The organism is Photobacterium kishitanii (assembly GCF_003026355.1).
Classification (GTDB): Bacteria; Pseudomonadota; Gammaproteobacteria; order Enterobacterales; family Vibrionaceae; genus Photobacterium; species Photobacterium kishitanii.
In genome coordinates, this window is sequence record NZ_PYON01000004.1 from 301,023 (window position 1) to 320,782 (window position 19,760).

At 37.6% G+C, this 19,760-nt stretch carries 14 protein-coding genes; 4 read left to right on the top strand and 10 right to left on the bottom strand.

Translation table 11 applies throughout. The features are described from left to right. Positions 1-291 precede the first annotated feature (291 nt). Positions 292-1,122 (bottom strand): pirin family protein, encoded by an 831-nt coding sequence (locus tag C0W29_RS07175; protein ID WP_107174230.1) that lies wholly within the window; start codon positions 1,120-1,122, stop codon positions 292-294. Positions 1,123-1,445: 323 nt separating this feature from the next. Here C0W29_RS07175 and C0W29_RS07180 point away from each other — a divergent pair, with 323 nt between their 5' ends. Together C0W29_RS07180 and ydiJ are read left to right on the top strand one after the other, a co-directional pair. Then, on the top strand, positions 1,446-2,894 hold the full coding sequence (locus C0W29_RS07180; protein ID WP_045044001.1) for an NAD-dependent succinate-semialdehyde dehydrogenase: 1,449 nt from the start codon (positions 1,446-1,448) through the stop codon (positions 2,892-2,894). Positions 2,895-3,106: 212 nt separating this feature from the next. Continuing rightward, a complete protein-coding gene (gene ydiJ, locus C0W29_RS07185; protein WP_045045824.1) occupies positions 3,107-6,169 on the top strand; it encodes a D-2-hydroxyglutarate dehydrogenase YdiJ in 3,063 nt (1,020 codons plus the stop codon). Positions 6,170-6,262: 93 nt separating this feature from the next. Here the strand turns inward: ydiJ and aqpZ are convergent, their stop codons facing one another. Together aqpZ and C0W29_RS07195 are read right to left on the bottom strand one after the other, a co-directional pair. Beyond that, positions 6,263-6,967, bottom strand: a complete 705-nt coding sequence (gene aqpZ, locus C0W29_RS07190) for an aquaporin Z (protein WP_201257791.1) — start codon at positions 6,965-6,967, stop codon at positions 6,263-6,265. Between the two features lie 483 nt (positions 6,968-7,450). Further along, positions 7,451-8,335: a LysR family transcriptional regulator gene (locus tag C0W29_RS07195; RefSeq protein ID WP_045043999.1), complete on the bottom strand. Its 885-nt coding sequence runs from the start codon at positions 8,333-8,335 to the stop codon at positions 7,451-7,453. Positions 8,336-8,505: 170 nt separating this feature from the next. On the opposite strand from C0W29_RS07195, the gene C0W29_RS07200 reads away from it, so the two are divergent. Further along, the gene (locus tag C0W29_RS07200) at positions 8,506-9,192 is read left to right on the top strand and encodes a cation transporter (protein WP_045043998.1); all 687 of its coding nucleotides are present in this window, start codon (positions 8,506-8,508) and stop codon (positions 9,190-9,192) included. Between the two features lie 60 nt (positions 9,193-9,252). On the opposite strand, the gene C0W29_RS07205 is transcribed toward C0W29_RS07200, so the two are convergent. The 7 genes from C0W29_RS07205 to C0W29_RS07235 form a co-directional block, all read right to left on the bottom strand. After that, entirely contained in the window at positions 9,253-9,732 is a 480-nt protein-coding gene (locus C0W29_RS07205; RefSeq protein ID WP_045045823.1) for a LabA-like NYN domain-containing protein, read from the bottom strand. A 101-nt stretch (positions 9,733-9,833) separates the two neighbouring features. Further along, positions 9,834-11,957: a type I secretion system permease/ATPase gene (locus tag C0W29_RS07210; protein WP_045043997.1), complete on the bottom strand. Its 2,124-nt coding sequence runs from the start codon at positions 11,955-11,957 to the stop codon at positions 9,834-9,836. A 1-nt stretch (position 11,958) separates the two neighbouring features. Then, entirely contained in the window at positions 11,959-13,887 is a 1,929-nt protein-coding gene (locus C0W29_RS07215) for an EAL domain-containing protein (RefSeq protein WP_045045822.1), read from the bottom strand. A gap of 13 nt (positions 13,888-13,900) precedes the next feature. After that, positions 13,901-14,554, bottom strand: a complete 654-nt coding sequence (locus C0W29_RS07220) for a transglutaminase-like cysteine peptidase (protein WP_107174231.1) — start codon at positions 14,552-14,554, stop codon at positions 13,901-13,903. A 15-nt stretch (positions 14,555-14,569) separates the two neighbouring features. Then, on the bottom strand, positions 14,570-15,160 hold the full coding sequence (locus C0W29_RS07225; RefSeq protein ID WP_045043995.1) for an OmpA family protein: 591 nt from the start codon (positions 15,158-15,160) through the stop codon (positions 14,570-14,572). A gap of 11 nt (positions 15,161-15,171) precedes the next feature. After that, a complete protein-coding gene (locus C0W29_RS07230; protein ID WP_045045821.1) occupies positions 15,172-16,482 on the bottom strand; it encodes a TolC family outer membrane protein in 1,311 nt (436 codons plus the stop codon). 4 nt (positions 16,483-16,486) lie between these two features. After that, positions 16,487-17,881 carry an HlyD family type I secretion periplasmic adaptor subunit gene (locus C0W29_RS07235; RefSeq protein WP_036794049.1) on the bottom strand — a complete coding sequence of 465 codons (1,395 nt, stop codon included), beginning with the start codon at positions 17,879-17,881 and terminating at the stop codon, positions 16,487-16,489. A 413-nt stretch (positions 17,882-18,294) separates the two neighbouring features. On the opposite strand from C0W29_RS07235, the gene C0W29_RS21560 reads away from it, so the two are divergent. Next, a partial coding sequence (locus tag C0W29_RS21560) for a retention module-containing protein (RefSeq protein WP_146147148.1) occupies positions 18,295-19,760 on the top strand: 1,466 nt, incomplete at its 3' end.

Here is a 19,760-nt window from a genome sequence, read left to right on the forward strand (position 1 = left end):
TGTTTGAAATGTAATTTAAATAAACAAAAAGCACACAGTCAATTGAATGGCGATATTTCTATATATTGTGCAGTTTGAAGACAACCCTTTTAAGGTTAGCATGGAAAACACCTTTGGACATTAATTCTGATATGTAATAACGATAATGTTTATTACACCTTAATGATTTATTTTTAGTATAAGGATATTCGAAAATAATATCATGGTATTAACTTGATTGCGCATATCAAACTTATAAGTATTTCTTATTGATATATGTATCACTATTTTATTTGCACCTCCTTTTATAGTTTATTTGTTTATACTTGACATTAATTGATCAATTGTTGCTTTGCTTTTTTTGATGTTATTTTTATTGGAATGAACAGAATGTTGATTAGTTATTAATGGTTGTTTTAATGGAACTGCACAAACGATAAAAAAACGCGAGCTTTGATTTGTTGTCGTAATTATTATAGGAGCAGAGGTTGGCTCAAATAACCCCATTTGAAATGGTGTTAGTTTGTTATTAGCGCTATAAGCAATTCCTGATTTTAAGTAAATAAAGCCTGATAAATATTGTTTAGGTGGGGTAAAGTACCATCTGCTATAAGAGGTCATTATAATATCGAGAAAAATTAGCTCACAATGATTGATTACAGGACTCATATGTTGGTGATAGCTTCCAATGAGTACTTTAGTTGTTGAATGGTTATCTTCAACAAGGGGTAATTGTTCTTTAGGAAATAATTGGCTTATAGGTTGACACATTTCTTGATTATCAGTTGTAGGTAACGCTGTCCATAATTGTATTGATTCTCTTGTTGATTGTTGGGGTAAGAACGTTGATTTGTGAATAACGCCTTGGCCACTGGTCATTATATGAATATCGCCACTATTAATCATATGATGCTGTTGTGTTGAGTCATGATGAGAAATAATACCAGTTAGTGGGTAGCTAATCGCTTCTATTCCTGAATGACCATGAAAATCTAAGCTATGGTTTGTTGGTATCTTTGACGTAAAGTGTTCCCATAAAACAAATGGATTTGTGGTTGCAAAATGCTGTTCATGGATAAAGGAAGTGGTCGTGCCTTTTTTTATGCCATGGCGAATATGAATAAGCTGTCTACTTGTTTGCATAAGCTATATTTATTTCCACTTTATAAACGAAAGTAAAGCTATGGTTATGCTTAATGATTCAATTTTACGTATGTTCTCATTAAGATAACTATTAATACATTTATTATCTAAGCGTAGTCGCGATAACGATTATTTGCTGATGAATAGCATGATTTTTGTGATTTTATTTCTAATTACTGAGTCGGAGTTAATGTCGACCTAAGCTGTTATATTGATAGGCTTGTAATATAATGCTCAATTAGTCAGTTATATATTTCAATGAGTAGTTTTTATTCTAGTCTTTTCATACCTAATTCATTGAAAAAATAAAGTAGGGTACCGTAATGACATTATCTCTAGGTGGTTTGTTTAAGCAACAAGCGTTTATTAATGGCGAGTGGGTAAATGCCTATTCAGGAAAATCTACTGTCGTTACTAATCCAGCCACAACTGAAGTCATTGGCAATGTGCCTTTGATGGGAGTGGAAGAAACACGGGTTGCGATAGAAGGTGCAGATAGAGCGTATCGACAATGGTCAAAAACGACAGCTAAATATAAAGCCACGGTTTTACGTCAATGGTATCAGCTGATTATCGATCATACCGTTGAGTTAGCAACTATTTTAACTTTAGAGCAAGGCAAGCCTCTTAATGAAGCGAAAGGTGAGATTGCGTACGCTGCTAGCTTTATTGAATGGTATGCTGAAGAAGCTAAGCGCATGAATGGTGAAATAATTCCAAGCCATAAAGCTGATGCGCGTATTTTAGTTTCACGCCAAGCTGTTGGTGTCGTGGCAGCTATTACACCATGGAATTTTCCAGCAGCAATGATTACTCGTAAATGTGGTCCTGCATTTGCAGCTGGTTGTGCAGTGGTATTGAAACCTGCACCTGATACTCCTTTTACAGCTCTTGCATTTGCAGCATTAGCTCAAGAGGCTGGTATTCCTGATGGTTTATTTAATGTGGTGACAGGTGATGCCGTTAAGATTGGCACAGAATTAACCGGTAATAAGAAGGTTAAAAAGATATCTTTCACTGGTTCTACGGCGATAGGTAAACTATTAATGGCACAAGCGGCAACCACCGTTAAAAAAGTTTCATTAGAGTTAGGTGGAAATGCGCCGTTTATTATTTTTGATGATGCTGATATTGATCGTGCAATTGATGGCGTGATGATTGCTAAGTTTCGTAATGCTGGTCAAACTTGCGTATGTGCTAATCGTATTTATGTCCATGATAGTATTTATGAACAATTTGTTGAGCGATTAAAGCAACAGGTAGCGTTATTAAAGATCGGTAATGGACTTGATGCTGACGTTACTATGGGACCATTGATTAACCGAGCTGCAGTTGAAAAAGTTGAACGTCATATTCATGACGCGATGTTAAAAGGTGCTCGTTTAGTTTTAGGTCGCCAACAAGCATCGAGTGACTGCTTTGTTACACCGACTATTATTCGTGATGTTAATGATGACATGCTTGTTGCAACGGAAGAAACTTTTGGACCATTAGCGGCTCTTTTTAGTTTTAGTGATGATCAAGAGGTGGTTACTCGCGCGAATAATACAGATTCAGGTTTGGCTGCTTATATTTATACGCAATCACTCTCACGCGCATTTAATGTTAGTGAAGCATTAGAATATGGCATGGTTGGTGTTAATGAAGGACTTATTTCAACTGAACTAGCACCATTTGGGGGTGTAAAAGAGTCAGGGTTAGGTCGAGAAGGGGCACATCAAGGTTTAGAAGAGTATACCGAAATGAAATATACCCTCATGGGTGGTATTTAATATCGATTATAATTAGTCGTTTTAACATGCTAATAGCTTCGTAGATACAGGGATATTAACTTAGAAATAGTTTTGTTTATTTTCTAGGTAGAGTAAAGTGAAACGATAAACTTTTAACATATTGTTAAAACGATTAATTATAAATAGTAGACCAGTTGTCGTGGGAAGCGACAGTGCATGATTGCGTAGCGACTGGAGAGGGAGTTAAAATAATGTTACCAGCATTAACCTATCAAAGCAGTATTGATAACGTTGTATTGTCGTATTTAGCAGCATTGTCGAACGCTGGTTTTCAAGGTGATATTGAAAAAAACTATGCCAGCCGTTTGGCTGTAGCGACGGATAATAGTATCTACCAACAGCTACCACAGGCGGTAGTGTTACCCCGTAATATTGACGATTTAACTTTGTTAGGAAAAATAGGTAGCCGTGATGAGTTTCAACTCGTCACCTTTTCTGCACGTGGTGGCGGCACAGGAACTAATGGGCAGTCACTTACCTCAGGTATTGTGGTTGACCTCTCTCGTTATTTTAATCAGATACTTGAAGTAAACCCGACAGAAGGTTGGGTTCGAGTACAAAGTGGCGTGATTAAAGATCAACTTAATGATGCGTTACGTGCTCATGGCTATTTTTTCTCGCCAGATCTTTCAACCAGTAATCGAGCGACTATCGGTGGTATGATTAATACTGATGCTTCTGGTCAAGGATCATTAAAGTATGGCAAAACCTCTGATCATGTTTTAGCGCTTACCGCAGTATTGATTGACGGCTCAGTATTAAATACTGAGCCTCTCACATCGGAACAATTAGAGAGATTACATAGTACTTCGTTTGTTGGTAATGCCTTGCAAACGACAGCTCAAATCTGTCGAGATAAGCGCCAACAAATACTGGCTAAATTCCCCCAACTTAACCGTTTTCTTACGGGTTATGATTTAAAAAATGTTTATGATGATCAACTTCAACAGTTTGATATTGCACGCCTCTTATGTGGAGCTGAAGGATCATTAGCGTTTATCGCAGAAGCTAAATTAAATATTACCCCAATCCCTAAATCTCGTACTCTTGTTAATATTAAATACGATAGCTTTGATTCTGCATTACGTAATGCACCGATGATGGTTGAAGCGCATGCATTATCTGTCGAAACAATTGATTCTAAGGTATTGAATTTAGCCAAAGAGGATATTGTTTGGAACACTGTTGAAGATCTATTAATGGATGTACCTGGCAAAACCATGTTGGGTATCAATATGGTTGAGTATGCTAGTAATGATATTGCAGATAATCAACAGCAGGTTACCGCACTCTGTCAGCGACTCGATCAACTGATTACCGATCAACAAGCAGGAATTATTGGTTATCAAGTCTGCAATGATTTAGCGAGCATTCAAAAAATTTACACTATGCGTAAAAAAGCTGTCGGTTTATTAGGGGCAGCCAAAGGCACCAAAAAGCCGATTGCGTTTGCAGAAGATACCTGTGTACCACCTGAACATTTAGCAGATTTTATTGCTGAATTTAGACAGTTATTAGACGAAAAATCACTAAATTATGGCATGTTTGGTCATGTCGATGCTGGCGTATTACATGTGCGTCCGGCATTAGATATGTGTGATCCTCAGCAAGAATTGCTAATGAAGCAAGTGTCTGATCAGGTGGTTACATTAGTCGCTAAATATGGCGGTTTAATGTGGGGTGAGCACGGCAAAGGATTTCGCTCTGAATATGGACCCGCATTTTTTGGCGAGGAATTATTTACCGAGTTACGTCGTATTAAAGCCGTGTTTGATCCTTACAATCGTATGAATCCGGGTAAAATTTGTACACCACTTGGTAATAATAGTGAATTGGTTAAAGTTGATAGTGTTAAAAGAGGTTTTTATGATCGTCAGATAGCGATTACTACTCGAGAAAGTTTTAAGCAAGCTATGGAGTGTAATGGTAATGGCTTGTGTTTTAATTATGATACCAGTTCACCAATGTGCCCATCGATGAAGATTTCGGCTGATCGTCGTCATTCACCGAAAGGGCGAGCAGGGTTGGTACGTGAATGGTTAAGACAATTAGCTGAGCAGGGAATCAATGCTGATGAATTAGAACTGCGACTATTAACGACATCACCAACAGTAAAACAGATTATTGACCGTTTAAAGAATACGTATGGTGCTAATCGTCATCAATATGATTTTTCACATGAAGTGATGGATGCGATGAATGGCTGTTTAGCGTGTAAGGCCTGTGCTAGTCAGTGTCCGATTAAAGTTGATGTTCCTAGTTTTCGTGCACGGTTTATGAATATGTATTACAGCCGTTATCAGCGCCCAGCAAAAGATTATTTAGTCGCTTATGTTGAAAACGTCTTACCATTAATGGTGAAAGCACCAGTGATAGTAAATAGCCTTATTCGCCCACAATGGTCAAAAAATTTAACATTAAAAACCATTGGCTATGTTGATATGCCATTACTGTCAGTACCCACTTTAGCTGAAAGCCTTGATGGTCATCATGCATTGTGTTTTGACATGCAGTGGCTGCAAGCCTTATCGGATAACGAACGTCAAAATTATGTATTAATTGTTCAAGATCCGTTTACTAGTTTTTATGATGCTCAGGTTGTACGTGACTTTATTCATCTAATTGAAAAACTAGGTAAAAAACCAATTTTATTGCCATTTAAGCCTAACGGTAAGGCACAGCATGTTAAAGGTTTTTTAAAAGCCTTTGCGAAAACAGCAACGTCAACGGCCGATTTTTTAAATCAATTAGCCGTGTTGAATATTCCGATGGTAGGCGTAGATCCCGCTTTAGTACTGTGTTATCGCGATGAGTATGCTGAAGTATTACAGCAACGACGAGGCAAATTTACAGTGCTAACTGCACATGAATGGCTATTACCGTTATTACCGCAGTTGCCTCAAAAACAACAGTTGAATGATAATCCATGGTACTTATTTGCTCATTGTACAGAAAAAACTAAAATGCCGAATGCTGAAAAGCAGTGGGGGACTATTTTTAGTCACTTTGGCGGTGTAATGGAATCAGTAGCGGTTGGTTGTTGTGGAATGGCTGGGACTTTTGGACATGAAGCTGATAAGTTTGAAGCCTCTAAAAAGGTGTATAATTTGAGCTGGAAAACGAATGTTGAGCAATATGATCCCACTCGTTGTATGGCAACCGGGTATTCATGTCGTAGTCAAGTAAAGCGGTTAGAGCATATCCAATTTAAACATCCAGTACAGGCTTTATTGCAATTAGTTGATATACAATAGTTTATCATTGATAAGTAAGTTTATGTGATTAACAATAAAAAACGAGCTTAATAATTAAGCTCGTTTTTTTATATGAGACATTGAATCTGTAACTTAGCTTACTGAACGGTATTCGTTGTCAGGACATAACCAGCGGTAAACAAGGCCGGCAAGTACAGCACCAATAAGCGGTGCGACCCAGAACATCCACAGTTGTGATGTTGCCCAGTCGCCAACAAATAATGCAGGACCAGTACTACGAGCAGGGTTAACTGACGTATTTGTTACTGGAATACTGATTAAGTGGATAAGTGTAAGTGCTAGACCAATAGCAAGACCAGCCATTTGTGGCGAAGAAAGCTTATGCGTTGCACCTAAAATTACGAATAAGAACATGAACGTCATTACGACTTCGGTAACAAATGAAGACAGTAGTGAGTAATGACCAGGAGAATGGGCACCGTAACCATTAGAAGCAAAACCATTAGCAAGATCAAAGCTAGCATTACCACTTGCAATAATATACAGCACGCCAGCACCAGCAATACCGCCGAGTACCTGTGATGCAATGTACGGGATAACGTCACCTGTAGGGAAACGACCGCCAGCCCATAGACCAACAGTAACTGCTGGATTTAAATGACAACCTGAGATATGACCAATTGCGTATGCCATAGTAACAACAGTTAAACCAAATGCGAGCGCGACACCTAAAAAGCCAATACCTAAATCTGGGTATGCTGCAGCTAATACCGCGCTACCACAACCACCTAAAACTAACCAACCGGTGCCAATAAACTCAGCAACTAATTTTCTCATCATAAAGCTTATTTCCTTTTAAATTGCGATCCAGATTACGTTTAGAAAGTATCAATAATGAGTTGATTAGACTCTCTTAATTTATTCTCGTAATGGCTGAATGCTTATACCTAGTTGATTATTGATAACAATATTACTTTTAATCATTGTTGTAATAGTTGTATGTATCATCATCAAACTGGTGCTAGACGTTCCTAATTTGTGGCGCATATACTGAATTAAAAACGTTGTGCAATCTAGCCTCCATCTAAAACTTTAACCATAAATTATTTTTCTAAATAATAATTTATTCTCACGAATATTAGATGTTAGTTGAATAATTATTTCATAGATGAAAATAAGTTTAGCAACAAATGGCTATTTGTCAGATCTATTTGCGGTTGATTTACGGACTATTATTAAAATGTGATTATTTTATAAATTAACCTTTAGGTTAAATTTATTTTATTAATTTAATAATATCAATATGATACTGTTTTTATCTTAGTCGCTTTCATCAAATAAGTAATTTTCTAATTGCTCTGATAGCCATTTTACGACAGTCCCGCGACGAGCTTCATTTTCAACAACTTCACCATATGATTGCCAATTCATTGCTCGATTGTACTTAATGACTTTAAGCGTTCCTTCTCGTAAGTGCTGCTTAATTAAGATGGCAGGTAAAGATGACCAACCCGTTTGATCGAGTACTGCATCCCGTAAATGCTCATAAAAAGATAACGCGATATATTTGCCAGCTTTAGGGGTCACAATACGTAAACTTTCTTCATCAAAATAAGCAACAGCTATCTCTGTGTAGCGTTCTAGATCGGCATCATTAACTTTGCGAAGTTGGCTAAGAGGGTGATTTTTATGGGCGACAGACATCATACGTATTTGACCTAAGTCTGTTTGTTGTAGTCGTGAAAAAAGATGGGTATCAGGTAATAAGCCATAAGCAACATCAACTAAATTTTGTGCCACCATTTCTTCAAGTTCTTGAGTCGGGGCACTATAAATAGAGACACTTGTTTGTGGAAATTGAGTACGAATCTGACGTAATAATTGACGCCATAATGCTTCTGGTAGGGAATCATCTCGTGCTATACGAATACTCGCTTCAACACCAACATTATATTGTTCACATCGAGTATGGATATCTCTCGCAATCAAGACGATACGCTCGAAATCATTGACGGTTGCTTCACCTATAACCGTGGGTGTAATGCGATTTCCGCTACGGTTCAGAAGTTCAACCCCTAAATTATCCTCTAATGCGCTTAACGATGCGCTAACAGTCGTTCGACTTTTACCATGACGACGGGCTGCTTCGGCAATTGAGCCTGTTTTTATCGTTGATAGAAACATTTCAATTTGAGCTATTTTCATTGATGGTACCGATAGGTTAAATGTGAAAGCACAATGAAGTGTAATAATACTTTTTAGCGACGATAAACCTGACGCTCAGTGATTATAGTATTAATAGAAGTGGTTGTATCATCTCATTAGTTTCACAATTAAACAAAAAAACGACGAAAAATTTGTCGATTGAGGTCTATATGTCTAGTTCAATGCAACAAGAGCGCGGTTTACTCCTGTTGTCTACCGTGTCATCGTTTACTTTTGCTATTTTGGGGATTGTACTTGGGTCACTTGTTGGTTCTTTAGTGATTATTTTTGATGGTGCATATTCTTTAGTAAGCTTGGCGTTAACTATGTTGTCTTTAGGGGCTGCGCATTATCTTCATAAACCTGAAATAGATAAAGATAGTTCGCAAGTAGCAATGATAGCTCCAGCTGTTATTGCCGTTAAAGGCTTAGTGATTGCTTTAATGTGTATGTGGTCATTTTATTCAGCAATTGAAGCTATTTTAGCTGGTGGTCGTGATATTAATGCAGGCGTGGCTTTAGCCTTTGGTATGATCAGTGTTGTGGGTTGTTATGGCACATATCGTTATATCAAAGCCAAAAGTCAAAATATTTCATCTGCATTGGCTGATGCTGAAGCTAAACAGTGGGTAATGGATACTGTTATCAGTGCCGCTGTGTTAATGGGCTTTGTAGTCGCGAAAATTTTGATGATGACTCAATATTCACATTTAGCGGTTTATGCAGATCCTACAATGGTGATTTTAGCGTCTATCTATTTCATTATTGTTCCTGTGAAAATGGTACGCCAAGCAGCAAGTGAGCTAATGGATATTTATAGTCATGCAGATCTTGTTCATGCACAGCATATAAAATAAAAATCAAATCAGATGAACCAATGAAGGCCAACAATATATTGTTGGCCTTTTTTTATAACACTAACGCCCAAGAAGTAAGGTTTTTTCAATTTCACGATAATATTGTGCGGTATTAATTAATGAAGTCGCGGTTAATCCTGGAACACCATAGACTTCAACGGTGGTGTTATATTTGGTTTGTACTTTATCAACCAATAAATCAAAATCACCATCACCGGATAATAAAATAATACGATCAACATCAGCTGCATGTTCTAGTACATCGATAGTAATACCAACATCCCAGTCACCCTTTGCTGAGCCATCACTACGTTGAATAAATGGCTTTAGTTTGACCTCAAACCCAATCCCTCGCAGGATGTTTTGGAATTGCCGCTGTTTTTCATCGCCTTTATGAATGGCATAAGCATAAGCAGCAATAATCTCACGATCTTGTGATACTTCTGCCCAAAAAGCATTGTAATCGAAATTACAATGATACTTTTCTTTGACGGTATAATAGATGTTTTGGACATCGACAAAAATAGCAACTTTTTCCACGAGAATCCTAAATAGTTAAATAACCAGTTTGTTATGGTGGACAAACTGGCGATATATTACAACTATTATTAATTAAATAATAATGAGTGTTATCACAACCATTATTTATTTGTTGGTGGTTGATTAATATTACCGTTACGTAATGTTTGTAATACCTGATCTTTAGGACCATCAGCAACAATATGGCCATGTTCCATAACGATCAAACGATCAACGACATCAAGCATACCTGTTTTATGAGTGATTAGAATGAGTGTTTCATCTTTATTCATTCTATTTAATTGCTGTTTTATGTACATTTCTGAACGATTATCCATACTACTTGTTGGCTCATCCATAATCAGTACTGGTGGCTGACTTAGAAATGCACGCGCAATAGCGATTGCTTGACGTTGGCCTCCAGAAAGCGCATGCCCACCTTCACCGATTTGTTTTTCTAAACCTGCGGCATCATGTTGGGTAAATGCAGTTACCCCAGCACGTTCAGCGGCCAATAAAATCTCTTTATCTGTAGCTAAAGGACGTCCAAGTATGATGTTATCGCGAATAGAGCCAAAAAATAGCGTGATATCTTGTGGGACACAGCCAATATTACGACGAATGTCGATATGATGCAGTTGATTGATATCAGTATCATCAATGCGGACAGAGCCTTGTTGTGGCTGATATAAGCCCATTAAAATTCGCTCAAGACTTGTCTTACCTGAACCAATACGGCCAATAATGGCAACTTTTTCACCTGGATTAATAGTAAAACTAAGATTCTTTAGTGCTGGTTGGGTCGCATTAGGATAGGAAAAAGTGACATTATCAAATTCTATTTTGCCACGAATAATTGGACGATGAATATAACGTTTACCGTCTTCCTGCTCGAGTGGCATCGCCATTAATTGTTCAATAATGGTCATGGCTGATTTAGCTTGATTATAGCGAGTTGATAGTAATGCAAGTTGCACCATAGGACCGACAGCACGACCACTTAACATGGTTGATGCGATTAATCCGCCCATGGTTAAATCACCATTAGAAATTAAATACACGCCGACAACAATCATCGCAACAGAGACAAACTGCTGTAAGAATCCAGCGGTATTTTGAACCGAATCTGTTAGGCGACGAGACTTTAATCCCCAGTTTGAAATATGAGTAACAGCTTCTTCCCAGCGATATTGAAATTGACTTTGGGCACCAAACATTTTGATGGTTTCTAAACCGGATAAGCTTTCAATTAAGTTGGCATGTTTTTGAGATGCTAAGCGAGAGCCTTCTTCAATTGTGCGACGTAATGGTCGTTGAATTAGATAGCTATAAATAACTAAAATTAATACCGCAATAAGTGGCACTAAAGCTAAAGGCCCTGCCATCACATAGATTATAAATAAGAAAAGTAGTGCAAACGGTAAATCGATTAATGATGAAACCGTCGCTGATGTGAAAAATTCACGAATCGATTCAAATTCTTGTAAATGACGAGCAAAGGCACCAACAGAAGCCGGCTTAGCTTCCATTCTTATACCCATCACTTTACTGTATATTTTAGCCGAGATGAGGAGATCTGATTTTTTACCTGCTAAATCAATAAAATAACTACGTAATATTTTTAATATAAAATCAAAAATAAAAATAATAGTAATACCGACTGCAAGTACCCATAAAGAATCAAATGCAAGGTTCGGTACGATTTTATCATACACTAAGCGGGTAAATAGTGGCGCAGCTATGGCGAACATGTTAATTAAAATGGAAGCAATAAAGACATCACGATAAATACTACGTGATTCCCATAATGTACTCCAAAACCAATGCCCATCCCGATTTTTTAAAATTTCAGGAGAACGCTCATCATAGCGAAAACGTTTTTTTATGAGGAATAAATACCCGCTATATTGAGTATTTAATTCATCAATATTGATCCATTGTTCTGAGCCATCGCTTTGTGGCAGAACAACTTCAGCTTCGCCTTTTTCTTTATCAAGGCTAAGCACAACACACGCATCGCCTCCTTTTAGTATAGCGATTACTGGAAAGAGTAATGGCGATAACTTATCGAATGCTAATTGAGTTTGCTTAGCTTGAAGTCCTGCTTTTTCTGCTGCTCGAGGTAATAAAAATGGTGTCAGTAAACCATCAGTGAGCGGTAAATCTGCAATTAAAGCATCAGGTGAATTAGCTTGACCATAGAAGCGGCTAATATAAACAAGTGATTGAAGCAATGGATCTTTCATGTTATTTCCCATTAACTAGCTGAGCCGTGACATAACCCTGGAAACCCTGAACTTTTAACAATGTTAATTTTTCTTTTTGTTCAATAGTTTCTACGCGAGAGGCAATAGTGAGTACTGAAAGGTTATTGGCACTGCGTGTTATCGATTCTAAAACATCCATTTTTACTTGATCATCTAGTTGTGATGTATAAGCAAAATCTAGTTTGACATAGCTAGGGCGTAATTTATTGAGGTAACCCGTTGAGCTAAAATTATGGCCATAATTATCAATACCAAATTGGAATCCATTTTGGCGAATAATCTCACAAAGTAAGCTCGTATTATCAATGTTTTTAATAAAACAAATTTCAGGTAATTCGAATAAAATATGTTGTTTCATTTGTGGGCAAGACTGCAGCTTGCTGTTGAGCCAACGAATGAAGCCTGTATCATTAATACTACTTTGAGTAATGTTTATTGCGACAGGAACTGTTTTGTTTTGTTTTGTTAATTGATTGAAAATCGTTTCGATAATATAGCAATCAAATTTTGTACCTTCATTAAGCTTTTCGATAGCTGATAAGAATTGACCAGCATTAAATCGTTGTTGTCCTTTTTCAATATAAGCGAACATTTCTTTGTGAATGACATCGTTATTAGTATTAATGGCATTTTGAAATGTAAAATGAATAAGGTTATTTGCAATAGCCTCATCAACTAATGCTTTCCAGTGTTGTTTACCCATTGCTGGTATTGTTTTGTTATCGTTAGTTTCTAATAAAGCAATGGGCTCTTTAACTTGTTGACGTGCTTTATTCAATGCATTGTCAGCATGAGCGAGTAGGGCGGTTATCGTTAGAGTATCTGAACACATAACAATGCCGACAGCAGCTTGGAGCGGTGCAATACCGAGTGGATCTGAATTTAGCTCTGAGGTCATGTCCAGCATAATACGGCCAGTATCAAGGAGGTCATCCTCAGATACATTAGGGGCGATAAGCATAAATTCAGATTGGTTTAAGCGAGCAATAGTAATGTCATCAGCAGAAAGATCTTTTAAGCGTTCTGCAAGTTTTAGGACTAATTGGTCACCTGATTCGTAGCCTGATTGTTGATAGCTATCTTCAATTGCGTCAGACTTTAATAAAATGATACCGCCGCTTGGTTTACTTGATAGCCATGATGAAAGCTTCGTCATTAAGTAACTACGGTTCGCTAAGCCCGATACCGGATCTTGATAGGCGCGAATTCGTAACGTATCAGCTTCCTGAGCTTGCTGTTCAAAGTGCTGTTGTAACTGAATATTCATTGAATTAAAGGCAGTAACTAGATCGGCTAATTCACGAGTATGAGGTGTTGGTAGTGAAGGGGTGAAATGGTTGCGGGCCATTTCTTGAGCACTTTTTTGAATTTGTTTTAATGGTTTTAGTACTTTATTGAGTACCAGTGATAGCACAATTGCGCCTAATAATAGGCAAGTAATAAAACCAAATAGTAGCTGAATAGTTGCTTTCCATAGTTGAATATACGCCGAAGCAGGACTACTGGTAACCGTAAGATCTGCAAGTTGTAACCAACCACTGGTCAATGTTCTTGTTTGAGTAATTGCGTCAATGTGAACTAAGGATTGAAACCAATTAGGAACGCTTTGTACTAGTTGTGGATATTGGCGAATAATTTCTTTTTTAGAATCCAATAAAACCAGTTTTACTTGACTATAATAACCAGAATCAAAGGTAGCATTGATAACTGATTCTGCTGAAATAAGATCTTTTGCTTCTAGGTATGGAGATAGTGCAAACCCAACTGAACTGACAACATTATTAAGTTCTGTTGATTGCTGCTCAATTAAATAGCTTTTGGTGGTATTAAATTGAATCGCAAATACAGCACCGGTCAGTGAAAATAATACGACTAGCATCCACAGTAGCAGTTGTCGGTAAAGAGTCATTGTAATTTACTCATTAAAAAATGTTTCGTGGTTGGTTGAGTTTTATATCTTGTGAACGATTGCGTAGATCGTTCCAAAGGCTTAGACGTGAAGCGTTACCAGCCACTTGGCCTTGGCCTTTTTGTTTCATTAACCATAACTTACTACCGTTAAAACTATATATCGGTAATAAATCGTGACGCTCGGTTGCAGGTAAAATACTACCTTTAAGATTATCTAAAATAAGCGGTATAGCTGAAGGTGTAGAGTAATAGGCAACAACCATGTGGAATTGATTAAGCTCAAGTGCTTTTACATACACTAATCTAAGCTTACTATCATCAATACCAAGCTCAATCAGCGCTTGATATTTAGCAATGCTAAAATCCTCACAATCTCCTGCACCGACGCCAACAAACTCATAAGGCGTTGCCCAGTAATCTTCTTTTCCCCATAGCTTCTGATCGCTAATAAAGATAAATTGATTAAAAAAATTATTAACAACCATGAGTTTTTTAGGCTCAGTTAAATGTTGCGAATTTTTGATGAGTTCGCGCCAGGCTGTTGCTCGTTTGCCAGCGCGATCACCATAAAATTGGGTTATTTTTTCTATTTGTTGAACACTACTAGCAGCAAATACATTCACTGCTAGTAATGAACAAAGTAGACAAAACGTTATCTTTTTCAAAGGGCAATGTTCTGCTTAGTTTTCACGGACGGTATAGACAGTCCATTCTTTCACAACATTACCTTGAGAACCAATAACTTGTGCTACAACTCGACGACTTAATGTATTGCTCTCTTCAACATCTAGTGCTTTAACGGGATCAGTATCACCAAAGCCAACCGTTTTAATCCGAGATGGCGTAACACCGTCATTGATTAATGCTTGGCGAATTGCGCTTGCTCGGCGTTCTGATAAGGCAACATTGTAGGCTGCATTACCAACAGGGCTAGCATAGCCTTTGAGTTCAATATGTGTTTTTGGATATTTAGAAAGAAAAGCACTCATATCACTGATATTTTGCATGTAACTTTCAGGGATTACTGAAGAGTCATTAGCAAATAGCACATGGATTTTATTTTCTTCTGAGCTATCAACATAAGTTGGACAACCATTATTATCGACAACAGCATCAATGGGTGTTTTTGGACAATGGTCACGCTGATTAATAACGCCATCGCTATCATTATCAAACAGATTTTTGGTTTGTTTAGCAACGGGGGGTTGAGGCACTGAAAGTGAGCAGCCAAATAATGATAGTGCGAGTAAACCAGTAACTACGTATTTCATATTATGTTCCTTTATTTAACCGACTGCGCCCAAGATTGAGGTATTTCAACCCGCATCTCGCTGAGGATAAGTCCAGTGGCGTTTAACACTCGATATTTAGCTAAAATGCCATCATATTCAGCGGTTAAATATGCTTTACGAGCTTCAAACAATTCATTTTCAGTGTTTAAGACATCCAGTAACGAACGTTGACCGATTTTGAATTGTTTTTCATAGGCAATAACAGTACGTGCAGATGCGTCAACGTGTTCTTGCAAAAATATTTTTTGCTTTTTCGATAACGATAATGCGCTCCAAGAAAGGCGAGTTCCTTCTTCTAGCATGCGATGAGCACGATCACGAATATCTTTGGATTTATTGATTTGGTAGGCAGCACGACGAGATTTGGCAACGTCACTACCACCATTAAAGAGGTTATAGCGCATTTTTAGCACGGCTTTAAGTTCATCGGTATCACCCGCAGAGCCGTTTAGATCTTCTCCCCACTCTTGTGAAGCTTCAATGCTAAATGAAGGGTAGAAGGTGCCTTTTGCTTGTTTGTATTGATATTCAGCGGCATTTATATCATTTGATGCAATATAAACCACTGGATTGTTTTTTTCTGCTTTCGCCAGTGCATCATCTAAAGAGGTTGGCATATAATTACGATCAACTTCAGGTTTAACAAGATCGGTTGGATAAGCACCAACAATACGAACAAAAGCAGTGATCTTATCTTGAAGATTACTTTCTGCTGCCAATAGGTTAGTGTTGGAGCTGGCTAAACGACCATCAACTTGAGCCAAATCAGCGGTTGATCCAATACCGGCATCGGCACGTTTTTTAATATCAACGTACATTTTTTGATGCACTTTGAGGTTAGATTTAGACAGTGTTAGCACGTCCTGCGCATGCAGTACATTAAGATAAGCTTCTGTTGCTTTAAGGGCTTTATCTTGTGCGTCGGACAATAGCTGGTAGCGTTGTGCTTCTGTTTCTGATTTATTGCGTTGAATATCGTTATACGTAATCGAGCCATCCCAAATCAATTGACGAATATTTATTTGAGCACTTTGCGGACGATACTGACCTGAAGGACTTTTGGCTTTGTAATCGTCATGGCCAATACCTGCTTCTAGATCAACAGACGGTAAATAATCACCTTTAGCAGCATTGATTAATTGGTTCTTACTTTGAAACTCATTGTAAGCACTTTTTATATCAGGGTTAGTTGATAATGTTTCTGCTATCGCTTGCTCTAAAGATTGCGCCATTACAGGAGTAGCCAAACATTGCAGGCCAATCAGTAGCGTGATTTTTTTTAAAATGTGTTTTTTTGTCATGATATTATTCTCTTAACGCCGTTTGACGCGCTCTGAGGACAGGTTTCAATAGGTAATCAAGTACAGAACGTTTGCCTGTAATGATATCTGCTGACGCTGTCATTCCTGGAATGATAGGTAATGCTTCGCCATTAGGTCCTTTAAGACTACTCGCATCTGTACGAATTTTTACTTGGTAGAAACTATTGCCTTCTTTATCTTGAATCGTGTCGGCACTAATAGTTTCTAATGTTCCTTTTAACCCCCCATAATTAGTAAAATCATAGGCACTAAATTTTATGATTGTTGGTAATCCGGGTCTTAAAAAACCAATATCTTGAGGCGCTATTTTTGCCTCAATTAAAAGTGTGTCTTCAGTAGGTACAATTTCTACTAATGGCATACCTGGTTGAATAACACCACCAACGGTATTGACATAAATTGTTTGAATAGTGCCATTAACTGGTGATACTACCGTAGTACGTTTTACGCGATCTTCAAGCCCTACCTGTGATTCTGTCATACTCGACAATTTGTCACTGGTTTCATTCAGTTTAGATTGAATTTCTGAACGAAATTGCAAAGCAATATCAATATATTTAAAGCCTGCTTCTTGAATAGCTGCTTGGGTTACCGGAATTTGTAGTTTGGCTGAGTTTAGGTCTCGTTTAGTATCATTAAGTGAACGTTGTAATTTTAATAACTCAATACGAGGAACAACACCCTCATCAGCTAATGGCTTGGTAATATTGTATTCTTTCAATGCGATGTTGTAGCTATTTCTAATATTGGTCACTCGTGCTTGAGTTTCGGTTAGTTCTCTTTCTTTTTGTGATGCTTGTTGTGACGCAACCGAAAGTTGGTTTTCTAAATTATTTAATTTACCTGTAAATTGGTTCAGTTGTCGACGTACTAATTGAGGATGCTTTTCTTTAAAGGCAGCCGTAAAAACAGGAGGAGTGTTAGTAACATGAACACTCTGACGCCATTCAGTTTTGTTAGTACTTTTATTAACGGTGACGCTTTCAAGTAGGGCGTTAAGACGTAGCGAATCAGCTTGCATTGCTGCAAGACTTTGGGTCTTTTCTTCAAAGTCAGATTTAAATTGAGTGTCATCTATAAGTAGTAACGTCTGGCCTTTTTTAACTTGTTGACCTTCTTTTACGAGAACTTGCTTAACAATACCACCTTCGAGATTTTGTACTACTTGTAGTTGTGATGACGGAATGACTTTTCCCGAACCCGTTGTTACTTTATCTAGTTTTGCAAAATAAGCCCAAATAAACGCTATAAAGAAAAATAGCACCATTACCCATAAAATCACTCTGGCACTTTTAGGAGTGTTAAGCAGTAATGCAGCTGATTTATCATCAATAAATTCGAGATCATGGGTTGATATCGAGATGGCTTTTTTACTCATATAAAACCTATGTATCTAGAAGTGCGAGTTATAAAGATGTTAATTTTCTTCATAAAAAACAATGTATTAATTTCGGTGGTGTGAGCTGCATTAATAATAAAATCCATTGTTATATTTGGCATAAATAATAATAAAGGATGTTTATATTGGTGTGTGCTGCATCAAAGTATAAATAATAACAATACAACATATCAACCATATTTATATGTTAATGAGTTGTTTGTTTATAATTATGACTAATGATAAGCTGCGGAAGTATTGAGGTAAAGTTGTTTTTAATATCGACGTATACATTAAGTATATGATTGGTTTAGTTATATGAATAATTAATAGTAATTAAAACATAGTAATGTCGATTTAAATTATGCGGTTTGGCTATTACGCTATCTAAAAGTTGAAGGGTTGGGGATCTAATGGTTAAGAATGATAATAATAATAACGTTGAAGAGTTTAAACTTGTTAATGGCGAAAGTTTTGTTATTCAGCCCAATCAGCAGCCTATACCTGTAATAGATGCCCACACTCTTCAGGGTAATGAGGTTATTGTTACCAATGGTGATGCTAAATTTATTTTCATTAAAGATGGTGTAGAACAAGTTGTTAATCTTTCTTGTCCTAGTTGTTCTATATTGACACCAAAAGGTATTGAAACTGTTGAATTAGATAATCGCATTACTTTTAATGGTGAGGCTACAGATAATGCCTCATTTTCGGCTGATGATATTGAATCTCTTCAAAATGCTATTTTAGCAGGACAAGATCCTACAACATTATTTGAAGCACCTGCTGCTGGTAATGAATCAGCTGCTGGTAGTGTAGGGCTGAATGGGTCGTCAGCCACTGCAAGTTTTATTACGATTAATTATGATAATAACTCTGTATTAGCAGAGGCTGGTTTTGATACTGCTTATAATCATTATCGTACAACACAAGCTATCGATCCTAACGTAATCTTAGCAGCAGATGGTGGTGAGTCAGGCTCAATGACCATTGTGGAAGGTGATTTATCTCCACAAACGGGTGAACATGGCTATCCTGTTCAAACCTCAATATCAATTATTGTTGAGGCGGCAACATTACCACTTGAAAGTGGTTCTTTTGTCTTTGATCCTCTTTCTGTCAATGCATTGATTACTGAATTAAATAATGAAATCACTGCAGGTGGCCAAGCTGTCAGCTTTGTTTACGATACGCAAACTAATTCAATTATTGGCACGCTCAATGGTGAGACAGTAATGTCAATTACTCTTGATGCCTCGTCGAATAATGGACGTGATGTTACTGTTAGTATTACAACAACCATTAATCAGCCTATTGATCATGCTGAAGGTAATGATAATGGTTTGGTTTCTCGTGATGGCGATACGATTACGGTTGATGTTGCTATTCAAGGAGCTGATTCCAATGGTAATCCGCTTGATAAGCCAATTAATGTTGATATCAGTATTAAAGATGGCGCTAACCCTGAGTTTGGTACTGATACCGGTACTACGATTAATGAATCAAGCCAACAAGGTCAAATTATCCATGGTGAAGTGCCATTAGATGTTGGCTCAGATGCGATTCATCAGATTGATTTCAACGCTGAGCAGCCAAGTTTAAGCACCATTACCAGTAATGGCGAAGCCACCACCTTTACTGTGGCAGGCAATGTGTTAACTGTGGTTGATAGCCACGATAAGCCCGTGATGGTGGTAACTATTGCAACCGATGGCTCTTACACGGTTGAAGTCACCGGTTCGATTGATCAGAATGCGGCTGATATTGCCAATATTAGCTTAGGCGTAACGGCGACTGATAACGATGGCGATACCGCCAGCGGCCAAGTAGTGATCACCATTAAAGATGGTAGCGATGCTGCAGGTAATGAGCAGGGTCA

Excerpts from the sequence above, each read along its gene's own strand:
- C0W29_RS07210 (WP_045043997.1), bottom strand. The coding sequence starts at position 11,957 with ATGAAAGATCCATTGCTTCAATCACTTGTTTATATTAGCCGCTTCTAT.
- ydiJ (WP_045045824.1), top strand. The coding sequence starts at position 3,107 with ATGTTACCAGCATTAACCTATCAAAGCAGTATTGATAACGTTGTATTG.
- C0W29_RS07200 (WP_045043998.1), top strand. The coding sequence starts at position 8,506 with ATGTCTAGTTCAATGCAACAAGAGCGCGGTTTACTCCTGTTGTCTACC.
- C0W29_RS07225 (WP_045043995.1), bottom strand. The coding sequence starts at position 15,160 with ATGAAATACGTAGTTACTGGTTTACTCGCACTATCATTATTTGGCTGC.
- aqpZ (WP_201257791.1), bottom strand. The coding sequence starts at position 6,967 with ATGAGAAAATTAGTTGCTGAGTTTATTGGCACCGGTTGGTTAGTTTTA.
- C0W29_RS07235 (WP_036794049.1), bottom strand. The coding sequence starts at position 17,881 with ATGAGTAAAAAAGCCATCTCGATATCAACCCATGATCTCGAATTTATT.
- C0W29_RS07180 (WP_045044001.1), top strand. The coding sequence starts at position 1,446 with ATGACATTATCTCTAGGTGGTTTGTTTAAGCAACAAGCGTTTATTAAT.
- C0W29_RS07175 (WP_107174230.1), bottom strand. The coding sequence starts at position 1,122 with ATGCAAACAAGTAGACAGCTTATTCATATTCGCCATGGCATAAAAAAA.
- C0W29_RS07215 (WP_045045822.1), bottom strand. The coding sequence starts at position 13,887 with ATGACTCTTTACCGACAACTGCTACTGTGGATGCTAGTCGTATTATTT.
- C0W29_RS07195 (WP_045043999.1), bottom strand. The coding sequence starts at position 8,335 with ATGAAAATAGCTCAAATTGAAATGTTTCTATCAACGATAAAAACAGGC.
- C0W29_RS07230 (WP_045045821.1), bottom strand. The coding sequence starts at position 16,482 with ATGACAAAAAAACACATTTTAAAAAAAATCACGCTACTGATTGGCCTG.